The sequence below is a fragment of the Protofrankia sp. CiP1_Cm_nod4 genome, from assembly GCF_982290645.1.
In genome coordinates this window covers 14,966-27,708 of the sequence record NZ_CEVIVC010000064.1, presented here as the reverse complement: position 1 = coordinate 27,708, position 12,743 = coordinate 14,966, and the positions used below count along the sequence as shown (strand labels likewise).

The window sequence follows — 12,743 nt, the reverse complement described above, 5'->3', positions numbered from 1 at the left end:
AGGGAGGAAGACGGTGGAACAGATACGGGAAATTTTTGACAGCATGACCGTGAGCATGAACCTCAGCAGTGACGAGCGGGTACGGGGAGTCGACGCGCTGAACGATTGCGAGGAAGCAGTCACCGCGTGTGCGTCGGCGATGCTCGCCATGACCGATGAGGCTGGGATGCAGACGGCCGTGCGGCGGGATTTGGACTGCGCTGACGTCGTCCATGCGACCTGCCGGCTGCTGGTCCGCGGGAGCGGCCCGGACAGCGGTCTGCTCACCGCACAGCTGGAAGCCTGCGTGTTGGCCTGTGAGCAGAGCGGTGAACTCTGCGGCGGGTACGCCTACCGTCACGAGCACTGCCGGATCTGTTCGGAGGCGACGCGCCGATGCGCCGCGGTCTGTCGGGACGTTCTCAATGCCCTGCGCAGCCCCGTATAGCCCGCGACGGATGCGGTGGCGGGTGGGCGTGTAGACACGGCTGCCCGTGGGATGGATGGTCGTAGAACAGCGGTTCACGCCGGTGTCCGGGATATCCGGCGCGTGGATCCTCTGTCAGGCGGCGCGATGGCGACTCACTGAGCGCAGCGGCGGATGGCCGGGTTGGTCCTCTCGGCGGACCCGCTCGCTTCCTTGATGCCCTGGTTCCCCATCGTCGGTGTCCGGCCGGGCCGAAGGATGATCTGGAAGGGGGCTTCCGCTGCGGCATTCGTCGCGGTCAACGAGATAGAGCAGGGCCAGGCCCGCGGCGAGCGGTAGGTGTGTCAGCAGGCGGCTCCACGGCGCGGCGCCCACGGCAAGGTCATGGACGGACAGGGCGGTGAGGACCACGACAAAACCACACACAGCGGGAAGCAGACCTACCGCGCGCCGTGAGTGTACGGCGGCCCACAGCATGCCGACCCCCAGCGCGAGATTCCATGCCGCGCTTTCGTTGAACAGATGGGCCGACGACAGATGCCCATGCGCGGCGTGATCTCCTGCGCCGGCCCCCTCCCCGTCCAGCAGTTGACTGAGACCGATGATGAGCTGGATGACCGCGACGCCGGCGAGAGCGATCCGCAGGAGGGTCCCGCGGGCGCGGGGCGTGGAGGCACTGGCCATGACGGCGTCGACCACGTCCGGAGTGGGCGATACCTCGTGCACCCGTAGCGGCCGGTTCAACGCAATAGCCGCGTTCTGCCAGGCGCGGCACTGCGCGCAACCGGCCAGATGGGCGTCGACCTCCACGGAGGGACGGGGCTCATTCTCTCCGTCGATCCGGGCGGAGACCGCTTCGCGGCAGGTACTGCAGTCCATCTGCTAATAGTCGCGCGCTTCCCCCGCCGGGTTCCCGACGCACGTCAAAGACGTCACCGGACGACGGTGAATCTGTGCCGGGGCATGGACGGTGCGTGAACTTCGGGTCCTACAGGGGCCGGGCGGGTACGCTGCGGAAACTGTGAGCCGCCCGGACGATGCAGAGCTGACGGCATGGGCGTTACGCGCCGGCCGTGGTGACCGGGTCGCTTTGGAGAACTTCATCCGGGGCACGCAGCGGGACGTCTGGCGTTTCGTGGCGCACCTCGCCGACCCTCAGACCGCCGATGATCTCACGCAGGAAACCTACATGCGGGCGTTGGGAAGCCTGCCCCGCTTCGCCGCCCGTTCCTCGGCGCGTACCTGGTTGCTGTCGATCGCCCGACGGGTAGTGATCGACCAGGTTCGGATGGCGCAAGTCCGGCCGCGGCAGTCGGCCGGCGTGGACTGGGTCCGGGCCGCCGAGGCGAAGCAGGCCGCGGAACGTCGGGCAGCGGTCGGTTTTGAGGAGATCGTCGAGCTCAACCTGCTGCTGGAGACCCTCGATGCCGACCGTCGTGAGGCGCTGGTTCTGACCCAGGTGTTGGGTCTGGCCTACGCCGAGGCCGCGCAGGTGTGCGGATGCCCGGTAGGCACGATCCGCTCACGGGTGGCCCGGGCGCGCGAGGAACTGATACGCGCGGTCGGCGGGGACGAGTCGGCAACGGGAGTCGGCTGACGGGAGCCGGTCGGGAAGGCCGGGCATCGCGACCTGGGCGGGCCGGATCGCACGACCGGGCCCGGCCGGTTCACCGCCGGCGCTCAGCACGCCGGTCACTAGGGTGCTCTACCTCTCCGTACCTCTCTTTCTGTGTCTTCTGTGCGTCCTGGCTGGCAGGGGAAGGCGCGTCGACCAGCAATCGATCGGCGTATCTCCCCCTGTCCGGCGCCTGCGTATAGCCTCGTCAGTGGCGGGTCAGTGCCGCAATGAGGCTGTCGGTGTTCGTCCGGAAGACACCGAGCAGGTCGAGGTCGGCCTTCGGATAGTTGACGATGTCCACCGTGGTCGCCCCAGGGATGTCCGGGTTGGCGCCTGGCAGGTGGGCGTTGGCCAGCACCAGCGCGGGTTTCTTCGCGGCCAGATCGGCGAGCTGCCCGGGTGATACTGGCTGGGGGCCGTAGGTGGCGACGACGGGCAGTCCGGCGAATCCGCCCCAGTAGGCCATGAACAGGTGGGCCACCGCGGTCGGTGCCGGCGTCGGTACCACTGCCTTGACCTTGCCCGACAGGGCGGCGTACTCGGTGTCGAACGTCGACAGCCACGCCGTGGCCGCTGTGGAGGTACCGAACACGGCGCCGAGCCGGGTCACCTCGGATCTGATCTTTTCAGGGGTGTTCTCCAGCTCGACCTGTACGAGCCTGCCCCGCCCGCCGGCCGCGTCTTTGAGCTTGGCGGCGAAACCGTCGAATGCGGCGTACAGGACGTAGTCGGCGCCCGCGACCTTGACGAGATCACTGGGTGTGGGTTCGTAGTCCGGTGGATGCTGGACGCTCGCGGGCGCGATGACCGCGATGTTGCTGGCCCCGGCCGCTTTCGCCAGGGCACCGACCCAGCTGGTCGAGGCGACCACGCGCGGCCCGCCAGCCGGTGATGCCGTCGCGGCCGTGTCCGGGGCGGCGGGCGTGTTAGTACTGCCACACGCGATCGTCGACAGCGACAGCATCGCGGTCAGAGCGGTCAGTACGGCGGCGCGCAAAAAGCGCATCCGTTACTCCTTCGGGAATCAGATAGGTGAACAAGGTCAGGGCACCGGCCACGAGCACGAGAACCGGACCGGGAGGTTGATCGACCGCCAGCGCTACGGCGAATCCCGCGGTGTTGCCGAGCAATCCGAAAACGACCGACCAGACCACCATCGACCGCAGGGAGCGGCCGAGGTTGCGGGCTGCGAGGGCGGGCAGGATGGTCAGCGCATCGACGAGCAACGCGCCGGTGAGCCGGATCGCCGCGCCGATCGCAACCGAGACCACGGCCAGGAGGGCGAGCATCAGCGCGCCCGCCGGCACGCCCGAACACAGCGCCAGTTCCCGGTCGAACAGCAACAGCGCGAGCTGCCGCCGATAGCCCCAGTAGAGAAGGTGGATGGCGACAGCGAGGACGCCGAGTACGACCAGGTCGACGGTGCGGGTCGCCAGGATCGAGCCCCACAGCAGCTCGAACGCACCGGTGGCGTTGACCCCGGAGATCGACAGCACCAGCAGGGCGCCGGCGATGGCGAACGTCATCAGCAGGCCCATCGCGCCGGGCAGACCAGCCGGCCGTCGGGCGAGCGGAGCCACCCCGGCACCCGCCAGTGCGCAGGCGACCAGCCCGCACAGCATCGGGTCGGCCCCGGTGAGCAGACCGACCGCGATCCCCAGCAGGGCCACGTGCATGACGGCGAACCGGACGGCGACGATGTCCAGCCCGACGATGAACACCCCGACGATCGGCAGCGCGACGGCAGCGATCAACAGTCCGATACCGCCGCGTTGGACAGCGGGCAGGGCGAGCAGGTCGACAAACCGCTCCACGTCAGATCACCCGGAGCCGGCCGGCGGCCATCTCGGCGACCCGGTCGCACGCCCGGGCCATCGCCCGGTCGTGGCTGACGACCACCACCGTGACCGGCAATCCGGTGAGCATCCGGGCGATCCGTTCCTGGCCGTCGAAGTCGAGTGCCGCGGTGGGCTCGTCGGCCAGCAACGCCTGCGCCCCGGCGGCCACCGCGCCCAGGGCCCTGCTGAGAAAGACCCGCTGCAGCTGTCCGCCGGAGAGGGTGTGCAACGGACGGCGACCGAGCCCGGCCACGCCTAGGCGGGCGGCGGCGTCCCGGGCCGCCAGCGCATGCCCGCCGCTGTCGAGCAGCTCGTCGACCAGCAGCGGGAACCGGCCGGCAGAGAGGCGTTGTGGCACCCAGGCGACCTGCCGGCGGCGTGACGCCCACTGCGCGCGGGTACGGGCGGCGACACCCCCGACGGTCATCGAACCGCCGGCGAGAGGATGCAGGCCCAGCGCCGCGCGCAGCAAGGTGGTCTTGCCCGACCCGTTCGCGCCGGTCAGGGCGACGTGCTCCCCGGCGGCGACGTCCAGCAGCACCTGGTCGACGGCGGTACGCCGGCCGTACCGGCAGGTCACCCGATCGAAGCGGATCTCGGTGGCGTTCACGTCGGTTCGCCGACGGTGATCCGCTCCCGCAGCCACCTCTTGTCGATCTTCCCGGCGGCGGACAGCGGCAGCTCGTCGAGGATATGCAGGCTCTCGGGCAGTTTGGTCGGCTCCAGACCGTGTACCCCGGTCAGGTAGGCCGTCAGGTCGGCGAGGGTGGGCGTGGCGGCTGCGTCCTTGGTGGTCACGCAGGCAGCCAGCCGTTCACCCATGATCCGGTCGGGGACGCCGACGCAGGCCACCTGGCGGACGGCGGGGTGCTGGGCGAGGAGCAACTCGACCTCCACGGGGCTGATGTTCCGTCCGCCCCGGATGACGATCTCGTTACGGCGTCCGACGACATGCAGGAAACCCTCCTGGTCGACACGTCCGAGATCACCGGTGCGCACCCAGCCGTCGCCGGTGCGGTAACGGCCGTCGAAGTCCGGGTCGACATAGCAGAGTGGGCTCATCGGGCCCAGTCCCCAGATTTCCCCCACCTCACCGGTGGGCACGTCCCGGCCGTCCGCGTCGACGACCCGGATCGCGGCGACCGCGGGGTTGGGCCGGCCGACGGCGGAATGCACCTCAACGGGTGGGTTATCCGGATCGGTGGTGCAGTTGACGCCGTCCGCGGAGCCGTAGCAGTTGACGAACCCGCACCCGAACGCCGCCCGGCAGGCGTCCACGGTGGCCGGGTCCACCCGGGAGCCGCCCGCGACGACCGCCCGCAGCGATGACGTGTCGATCCGGCTGATCGCCGGATGGTCGAGCATCATCGCAAACATCGCCGGCACTCCGAACACCAGGTGTGGGCGGTGCGTGTCGATGACGTCCAGCGCGCGGCCGGCGTCGAAGCGGGAACAGACGATCAGACTGCCGCCGTACCGGGCGATGGTCACCGCGGAGCCCGAGGAGCCGAACGACGACGCCAACGGCACCATGAAGAAGTTGCGCATCGGCGTTGTCGCGTTGTGCAGGGAACCGATGAAGGCCCCGCGTCCGCCGGCCAGCGCGTCATGCGAATATACGATCATTTTCGGTGCGGCCTCCGACCCGGAGGAGACCAGGATGCGAGCCGGCGCGGCCGGGTCGACCGGCCTCCGGCGGGTCAGCGGCGGACCGGAACCGATCAACTCTTCCAGGCTGTCCGGGGCACCGGAACCGGACACGATCACGGTTCGCAGATGGGGCAGATCGCCGCGCAGTGTGTGCAGCGTGTCCGCGTAGGCGACTCCCCCGTGGCAGTGGGGCACCACCGCCACGACCGCCCGGGAGCGGGCGAGCAGAGCACGGGTGTCCCGGCGGCCCCGCTCCACCGGATAGGCCAAAACGACCGCTCCGACGGCGGCGGCCGCGAGATCGGTGACGACCGGGCGCCATCCGTTCGGGAGCTGGACGGCGATCGTCTCACCGGGCCGGATACCGGCCTGCTCGAACGCCCCGGCCAGACGGGCAGCCCGCTCGGCCAGCTCGGTGTAGGTCGTCTCGCCGTCGTCGTCGACGACGGCCACCCGGTCCGGATGCCGCTGGGCATTCTCGGTGAACAGCGCATACAGGTCCCGGCCCGGGTAGAAGCCGGCGTATCCCCACCATGCGCGCAGCACGGGCGGGACGAGATCGCGCACCGGTAGGACGGTGGGTTCCACAGCAGTCGATTCCAGGGCGGTCATCGCGTGAACCTCCACGGCGGGCGGACGAAGGCGCAGCCGTCAATCTCGATCAGTGGCAGGGCCGCCGGATCGGCGGCGAGCAGCCCGGGCTCCGGGCAGACCCGCACCGCGGTGCCGCCGGTCGCGCGCAGCAGGGTCAGCGCCTCGTCGGCGGTCCTCCGGCGTAACGCCCGCACGGCCGCGTCAGGGTCGGCGGTTCCGACGGCCCGGGTGAGAACGTCACCACGGCTGCCGGCGGCGACCATCACATGTCCGTCCGCCACCGGCAGCGGGGCGTCCAGCGGGTCGGACGCCCGCTGCGGCGTCCCGCCGGACTCGATCAGCGGTGCCTGCAGCACCCCAGCCGCCGACAGCAGATCGGTGTCGACCCGCTGGCCCCGGCCCGTGCGTGCCCGGGCGATCAACCCGGCCAGGATCCCTTCGGTGGTGATCAGGCCGCCGAGGACGTCGAGCAGGGTCATCAGCGAACCGGCCGGTGGCTCATCCGGGGCGGTCAGCTGCTCACCGAACCCGGCGTAGGCCTGGACCATGAAGTCCGTTCCGGGGGGCGAGCCGGCAACCGGCACATCCCCCCACCCGGAGGCGTAGGCGTAGACCAGGCCGGGATGGACGCCGGTGAAATCGGCCGCGTCCAGGCCGAGGTCCGCCGCCTTGCCCGGGGCCCAGTTGTGTACGAACACGTCGGCGCCCAGCACGGCGTCCCGCAGGGTCGCCCGACCGGCCGGTGACCGTAGATCGACCTCGATGACGTGCTTGTGCCGGTTCAGGGCCAGGAACCGGGCCGAGCAGTCACCGACCATCGGCGACATCCCGCGTAGCGGATCGCCCCCGGCCGGCTCCACTCGGATCACCTTGGCGCCGAGCATGCCGAGGAGGTGGCCAGCCAGCGGCCCCTGGACGCGGCGGCCCGCCTCGACGACGGTGATCCCGGCTAGAGGCAGGTCCGCAACGGCCGCAGACGAGTCCGCGGCGGCCGGTTGCGGCTGTCGCGCCGGTGCGGGCGCGTCACATGCGCGGATGGTCCACGGCGGATCGACCCGACCGGACGGGGCGAAGTCCGCCGTCCGCTGCTCGTGGCTGCGTAGCGGCACGATCGCCATTCCCGCCGTCGTGGCCATGTGATGGAGCTGGTCGTAGGCGTACGCTCGGGCCGCGGCGTGCAGTTCGGCCGGCAGAGGGGCGGCGGCGGTGGCGTACCGCAGAACGAACGCCCGCCAGCCACGCGCGACCAGCCGCGGGTCCACGCCCAGCGTGGACCACATCCGATGCCACGGCTGCGGATCCAGGGTCTCCAGTTCGAATCGGATCCTGTCGGCGGAGACGAACGGGGGCGGCATCCCGGCGGTCGGGTCGGGCTCGCCATGGTCGGGGTCCACGGCGCTCCCGGCCGCCAGGTACTGCGAGACGGTCACCAACGCAGCGCCTGCCACGGACACGGTTACCGCCTCGACCGGGGTGCCCCGAAGACCGGCGAGCAGCGCGGCGAGCACCCCCTGGGTGGCGATCACACCGGCCGCGGCACTTGCGTAGTCGAGCAGGAGCCGCCGCGGCGCACCGTAGGCGCGGCCGTGCACGGCCATCAGGCCGTAGGCGGCCTGGATCGTCCCCTCGTCCAGACGTACGCCAGCATGGTTGCTCCAGTCGACACCGCAGCGCAGCACCGGCAGCCCCGGGCAGAGCACCGCCGTTGATCCGGCGTTCGTTGATCCGGCGCCGATCGGTTCGGCGCCCGGCTCGACGACTGCTCCCAGCTGGCGCAGATGCCGCGCGACCAGCCGCTCGACAGCGCCAGCTGTCGCACCGCGCGCCGTCATGCCCGCCAGCGGAACAGAGACGGACCGGTGGTGCCGTGCCGCCGGTCCGCTACTCACCATCACACACCGAATACCCCCACGGCCACCGTGTTTCCTGCCACATGCCGGTAGTCGGACGCTGTGCGCGTCCGGTTCCCGCCAGGCGAAAGTTGCGTTGGTACACCGTGATGGCGTCAACCGCAGGGAGCCGGGGATGAGGGACCTTGAGGTACTGGCCGAACGTGTTCGGGCTTTTCTTCGAAGCGATGTTCTGCCCGCCGAACCCGTGCTGGCACGGGGCGGGCCGGCCGCCGATGAGCTCATGCGATCGCTGCGGCAGCGCGCGCGGCAGGCCGGCGTATGGGCGTTACCGCTGCCGGTGTCGCTCGGCGGCGGGGGGCTGGATCTTGCTGACTACGCGGGCATCGCCGAGATCGAAGGCGCGTCGGACTTCGGCCCGGCGGCGGTCGGCTCCGAGCTGCTTGTCGACGTCACCATGCTTCAGCGGTACGCCAGCCCGGCCGTCCGCGAACGTTACCTGCCGACGATGCTTGCCGGCGACGCCGTCCCGAGCTTCGCCATGACCGAACCGGGCGCCGCGGGGTCTGATCCAACCTCTGTGACGACCAGCGCGACCCGCGACGACACCCATTGGACGATCAACGGCCGGAAGTGGTTCACGTCCCGGGCCGCCGCGGCGACGTTCACCACCGTGGTGTGCCGGACCGAACCTGACGCGGCCGACCGGCACGCGTTCTCCCTACTCGTGGTACCGACCGACACAGCGGGCTACCGGATCGTCCGGGAAGTCCCGGTACTCGGGGCCGGCGGCCAGTACGAAATCGCCCTCGACGACGTCCACGTCCCCGCCGACCATCTACTCGGCGCGCGTGGACGTGGCCTGGCGATGATCGGCGAACGACTCGCGTTGGGGCGTACCTTGCGGTGTCTGCGCTGGCTGGGGCAGACACAGAGAGCTTTCGATCTGCTGTGCCGCCGCCTCCACGCCCGGCGCGCCCACGGCGGGCCACTCGCTGACAAGCAGCTCCTGCAGGGGTATGTCTTCGACAGCCATGCCGAGCTCGCCGCCGCACGTGCGCTGACCCGGGCGGCGGTGGCCGCCTTGATCACCGGGGGTGACGCGCGGGTGGCGGTGGGAACAGCCAAGGTCATCACTGCCCGGGCTTTCGCCGCTGTGGTGGACCGCGCGATCCAGGTTCACGGCGCTGAAGGCCTTACCGACGACACCCCGCTGGCGTTGTTGCACCGGACCGCCCGAGCGGCCCGCATCCTGGACGGCCCCGACGAAGTGCACATCACAACGGTCGCCCGGCGCCTGCTGGCAGGCTACCAAGGAGGCGTCGGCGCGTGACCGCACAGCGTCAGCAGAACAGCGGTGAGAAAATAGGTGCCCCAGATGACCTCATGGGACGGGGCCACACCAGCGTCAAGATCGTAACAGCCCTGTCCCAGGACACCGGTCCGCGTCAGATGATCCGCGACCAGGACGCGCGTGGTGTCGACCGCTGCCTGCCGGTAATCCGCGGCACCTGGCGTCTGCAGGCCACTGAGGGTCCACAACGCGGCGGCGGCGATCGCGGCGGCGGAGGTGTCCAGCGGGACGCCCGGTGTGACATGAGCGTCCGGATCTGTACGGACGTGCCGGGCAGGGATGACCGCTGGTGGTATCAGGCGGCCGCTCATCCGGTCCAGCCACCAGTTGGCGGTCAGGAGGGCGGCGTCACGAAACGATGGGCCGAGCCTGCTCACGGCGGCTGCGCAGCCGAGCATCCCCCAGGCCTGGCCACGGGACCACACCCCGGCCGGTGCGCCCCCTTTACCCGTCGGCCGGCCGTCTGCCGCAAGCGGCGTTTCCGGGGTGACCTGCCCGTCCGGTCCCACGAGCAGGTCGATATGCCGCGTCGCGTGCCGGACGGCCCGCGCCCGCAGCCGGTCACCGCTCCCGGACCGATCAGCATGCCAGCACAGCAGGCGACCACCGCCGCGAGCGCGTCGATGCCGGCTCTCGGCTCGCACAGCCCCCCGAAGGCGGACCCGACCGGTACCAGGCCCCAGCGGGGGTGGACGGCGGCGACGAGCGAGGCGGCCCCGACCATCGCCACCCGGGCCGCCTCGGGGTCGCCGCACAGCAGATGACCGGTACCCGCCCCGTGCCAGAACGTCATCGCGCGCGTCACGGTGTCATCACCGGCTCGGGGCGGCAACCGCGCCGTCCAGCGCCGGGCCACATCACGATCGGCCAGTTTCCCTGAATAGGCGGCCCGGATCCACAGCAGACCGACCCAGAAACCGCCGGTCCATGAACCACGCCGGGTGGTCGTCCAGACCTCCGTATGCGGATCGCAATACAAGGGGAACCTCTCCCCGACACTGGCCTCGATGACACCCACACGGGCGATCAACACTGCGAGGGCGTCGTCGAACTCGGTCACGATGCGCCCGCCGGCCGTAGCTCGGCCTGTCCCGCGATGAACGGCGCCAGGACGGCGGACCCGGCGAACACCAGCGCCACCGCCTGCCAGGCCCAGCCGTACCCGGCCGAGTCGGCGAGCAGACCGAAGGCCGTCGGCCCCACCACGAAACCACTGAAGAAACCCAGCGAGACCAGCCCGGACGCATGTCCCGTGGCGCCGCCGCGACGGACCACCGCCAGCATCGACACCGCGTTGGCTCCGGTAGCCGTCCCCCCGATACCGACCGCGCCCACCCAGACCAGGACCGACCAGGTAGGCGCTGCCGCCCAGACGACCATCGTGCACGCGGCCGCGGCGGCGGACAGCGCCCCCAGGGCCATGGTCACCTCCGACATCCGGTCCGCCCACCTAGTCCAGACGACCCGCGCGAACAGCCCGGACACCCCGAAGGCGGCGAGGACCGCCCCGGACACCCGCTCGTCCAGGCCGAGCCGCTGCGACGCGTACAGCGGCAGGTAGGTGTTCACGGCCGCCAGGGCGGTGCCGAGCAGCAGCGAGTACACCATCAGCCAGGCCAGCCATCTCGACGGCCGCGACCAGCGCCACCCCGAACCGCGTCCGGTTCCCGGTGTGGCTGCTCCGGACGCCGGACGGTTGCCCGCCGCCACCGTCCACCAGACCGCCGCCAGCAGGGTGATCGGGACGATCGCCGCGCACCGCAACCCGGCCCGCCAGCCGATCGCGCCCGCCACAGCCGGCAGCAGCAGCCCGGCGCCGAACGCCGACAGTTGGACCCCTGACTGCTTGACCCCGACCGCCAGTGCCCGCCGAGGCGGGGGAACCACGCGTGCTAGCAGCACATTCGTGGCGGGATTCGCCAGAGCCTGCCCGATACCCACGATCGCCAGAACGGCGAGCAGGACACCGTAGGAACCGGCGAACGACACACCCACCAGCGCCACCGCGACCGTCGCCGCCAGGACCATCAACCCCCACCGAGGCCCTGTGATGTCGACCAGGTGACCGGCGACCACAGACAACGCAGCAGCGACCGCAAACGTCACCGTCACCAGCCCCCCGATCCCTGCCCGCGACAGACCGAGATCATCAACTAGGAAGGGTGCGAGCGCGCTCAGCGCATACAGGGACAGCATCGACGAGGCCATCGCCATCGTCGCGACCCCCGCACCCACCCACCAGCGCCTGCCGGTCATAACCACCCCTGCTTGTCCTACTTGTCCGCCCGATGCCCTATCAGTCGTCCGGGCGGCAGTGCGTGGTTCCCGCCAGCTTCGACAATCAGATCTGCGACATCACGGCCACTGTCAGAGACCGCGCCGACGCTGCGCACGGGGCGGTGAGGTCCGCACGACCGGCCGACCTAGGCCGGATCGTCATCCGGCCGTCCGGAACGGAAAGAGTCATCACGGTCGGCTGCCCCGGCTTTACCGGAATCCCAGGCAACCATTGGAAACAATCTTTAGAATTGTAGCGACTCGCTCTCTTTCCGTTCCCATAGGGGCGGTTATGGCCGAGTCTGTAACACCGTGTCATGTCCTGACCTTCTGCGGCAAGTGCAGCTGCGGCTGCCCGGAGCTGTTCGTCGACCATGACGCGACGGCGGACCGGCGCATCGTCCTGACCGACGACTTCGGCCAGCGCATCCAGATGAGCGCCGAACAGCTCCAGGTCATCGTCGAGGAGGCCCACGCGGGCAGGATCAGCGCGCTGGTCGACGCGGAACTCGCCACCAGGGTGGGCTGAGCACACACGTGAGGGGCCACCGGCGTGCACCTCGACCGGTGCCGGCGTGACCGCGGACGCGGGAGGAGACGGGAAGTCGGGTGATGCACCAGCATGGGCAGACGGTGCGCGCCGCGCACCTGTCCGGTCACCGTCGCGGCATGTATGGCCACTGCCACGGTCGCGCTGGCCCACCTCTGCCGGCTGATCCACGCGCTTCGCGGCCGGGTGCGGCAGTTCGTCCCCACCGAGGTCGGGCATGCGTCGGTGGCGGCGGGTATGGCGGTCATGCTCACCAGACCGGGCTGGATGACCTCCTCGGCGCCGTTCGCCGCCACCTGTCTGGGCCTGGCCGCGCTGCTTCTCCTCCTGCTCCTGGCGCAACAGTGCATCCGGCCTGCTGCGCGCCGTCGGCGGCGCGCTCCGAACATCCCCAACCGCCGTGGCCCAGGTCGTTGCGGGGTGTCGTCGACGTTCCGGCTGCCGGCGGGCGATCTGTAGCCGCGATGCGGCGGCAAGCGACCGTGGCAGGTAAGGGGCATGGAGATGGGCGAGCCGGGCCGGCGGTCGACAGATGCGGCCTTCGCCACTTCAGTCAGATCGCCGCCAGATAATCCTCCGGTTGGGGAGTGGAGTCCACGATCCTGT

The 12,743-nt window shown here is 70.5% G+C and carries 13 protein-coding genes; 5 read left to right on the top strand and 8 right to left on the bottom strand.

The window, feature by feature from the left end; translation table 11 throughout:
- Positions 1–427 (top strand): four-helix bundle copper-binding protein (locus AC5LSR_RS13825; protein WP_493465109.1); only part of this gene is annotated, 427 nt, incomplete at its 5' end.
- 114 nt (positions 428–541) lie between these two features.
- Here AC5LSR_RS13825 and AC5LSR_RS13820 read toward each other — a convergent pair.
- A complete protein-coding gene (locus AC5LSR_RS13820) occupies positions 542–1,285 on the bottom strand; it encodes a zf-HC2 domain-containing protein (protein ID WP_493465110.1) in 744 nt (247 codons plus the stop codon).
- 142 nt (positions 1,286–1,427) lie between these two features.
- Here AC5LSR_RS13820 and sigC point away from each other — a divergent pair, with 142 nt between their 5' ends.
- Positions 1,428–2,003 carry an RNA polymerase sigma factor SigC gene (sigC, locus tag AC5LSR_RS13815; RefSeq protein WP_493465111.1) on the top strand — a complete coding sequence of 192 codons (576 nt, stop codon included), beginning with the start codon at positions 1,428–1,430 and terminating at the stop codon, positions 2,001–2,003.
- 226 nt (positions 2,004–2,229) lie between these two features.
- Here sigC and AC5LSR_RS13810 read toward each other — a convergent pair whose 3' ends face one another.
- Genes AC5LSR_RS13810 through AC5LSR_RS13790 form a run of 5 tightly spaced genes read right to left on the bottom strand, consistent with a single transcriptional unit; the run spans position 2,230 to position 7,938 of the window.
- Positions 2,230–3,030 carry a metal ABC transporter solute-binding protein, Zn/Mn family gene (locus AC5LSR_RS13810; protein ID WP_493465112.1) on the bottom strand — a complete coding sequence of 267 codons (801 nt, stop codon included), beginning with the start codon at positions 3,028–3,030 and terminating at the stop codon, positions 2,230–2,232.
- Entirely contained in the window at positions 2,951–3,838 is an 888-nt protein-coding gene (locus AC5LSR_RS13805; protein WP_493465113.1) for a metal ABC transporter permease, read from the bottom strand. Before AC5LSR_RS13805 ends, AC5LSR_RS13810 begins: the two co-directional genes overlap by 80 nt.
- A gap of 1 nt (position 3,839) precedes the next feature.
- On the bottom strand, positions 3,840–4,472 hold the full coding sequence (locus tag AC5LSR_RS13800; RefSeq protein WP_493465114.1) for a metal ABC transporter ATP-binding protein: 633 nt from the start codon (positions 4,470–4,472) through the stop codon (positions 3,840–3,842).
- Positions 4,469–6,124 carry a class I adenylate-forming enzyme family protein gene (locus AC5LSR_RS13795; RefSeq protein WP_493468538.1) on the bottom strand — a complete coding sequence of 552 codons (1,656 nt, stop codon included), beginning with the start codon at positions 6,122–6,124 and terminating at the stop codon, positions 4,469–4,471. The genes AC5LSR_RS13800 and AC5LSR_RS13795 overlap by 4 nt, the downstream gene beginning before the upstream one ends.
- Complete coding sequence (locus tag AC5LSR_RS13790) at positions 6,121–7,938, bottom strand: CoA transferase (RefSeq protein WP_493465116.1); 1,818 nt, start codon at positions 7,936–7,938, stop codon at positions 6,121–6,123. Before AC5LSR_RS13790 ends, AC5LSR_RS13795 begins: the two co-directional genes overlap by 4 nt.
- Positions 7,939–8,131: 193 nt before the next feature.
- Here AC5LSR_RS13790 and AC5LSR_RS13785 point away from each other — a divergent pair, with 193 nt between their 5' ends.
- Positions 8,132–9,289 (top strand): acyl-CoA dehydrogenase family protein, encoded by a 1,158-nt coding sequence (locus AC5LSR_RS13785; protein WP_493465117.1) that lies wholly within the window; start codon positions 8,132–8,134, stop codon positions 9,287–9,289.
- On the opposite strand, the gene AC5LSR_RS13780 is transcribed toward AC5LSR_RS13785, so the two are convergent.
- Both AC5LSR_RS13780 and AC5LSR_RS13775 read right to left on the bottom strand, forming a co-directional pair.
- Positions 9,265–9,621 (bottom strand): hypothetical protein, encoded by a 357-nt coding sequence (locus AC5LSR_RS13780; RefSeq protein ID WP_493468537.1) that lies wholly within the window; start codon positions 9,619–9,621, stop codon positions 9,265–9,267. The genes AC5LSR_RS13785 and AC5LSR_RS13780 overlap by 25 nt on opposite strands.
- 745 nt (positions 9,622–10,366) lie before the next feature.
- Positions 10,367–11,566 carry an MFS transporter gene (locus AC5LSR_RS13775; protein ID WP_493468536.1) on the bottom strand — a complete coding sequence of 400 codons (1,200 nt, stop codon included), beginning with the start codon at positions 11,564–11,566 and terminating at the stop codon, positions 10,367–10,369.
- Between the two features lie 313 nt (positions 11,567–11,879).
- Here AC5LSR_RS13775 and AC5LSR_RS13770 point away from each other — a divergent pair, with 313 nt between their 5' ends.
- Together AC5LSR_RS13770 and AC5LSR_RS13765 are read left to right on the top strand one after the other, a co-directional pair.
- Positions 11,880–12,116 (top strand): hypothetical protein, encoded by a 237-nt coding sequence (locus AC5LSR_RS13770; protein WP_493465121.1) that lies wholly within the window; start codon positions 11,880–11,882, stop codon positions 12,114–12,116.
- A 144-nt stretch (positions 12,117–12,260) separates the two neighbouring features.
- Positions 12,261–12,596: a DUF5134 domain-containing protein gene (locus AC5LSR_RS13765; protein WP_493465122.1), complete on the top strand. Its 336-nt coding sequence runs from the start codon at positions 12,261–12,263 to the stop codon at positions 12,594–12,596.
- Positions 12,597–12,743 lie beyond the last annotated feature (147 nt).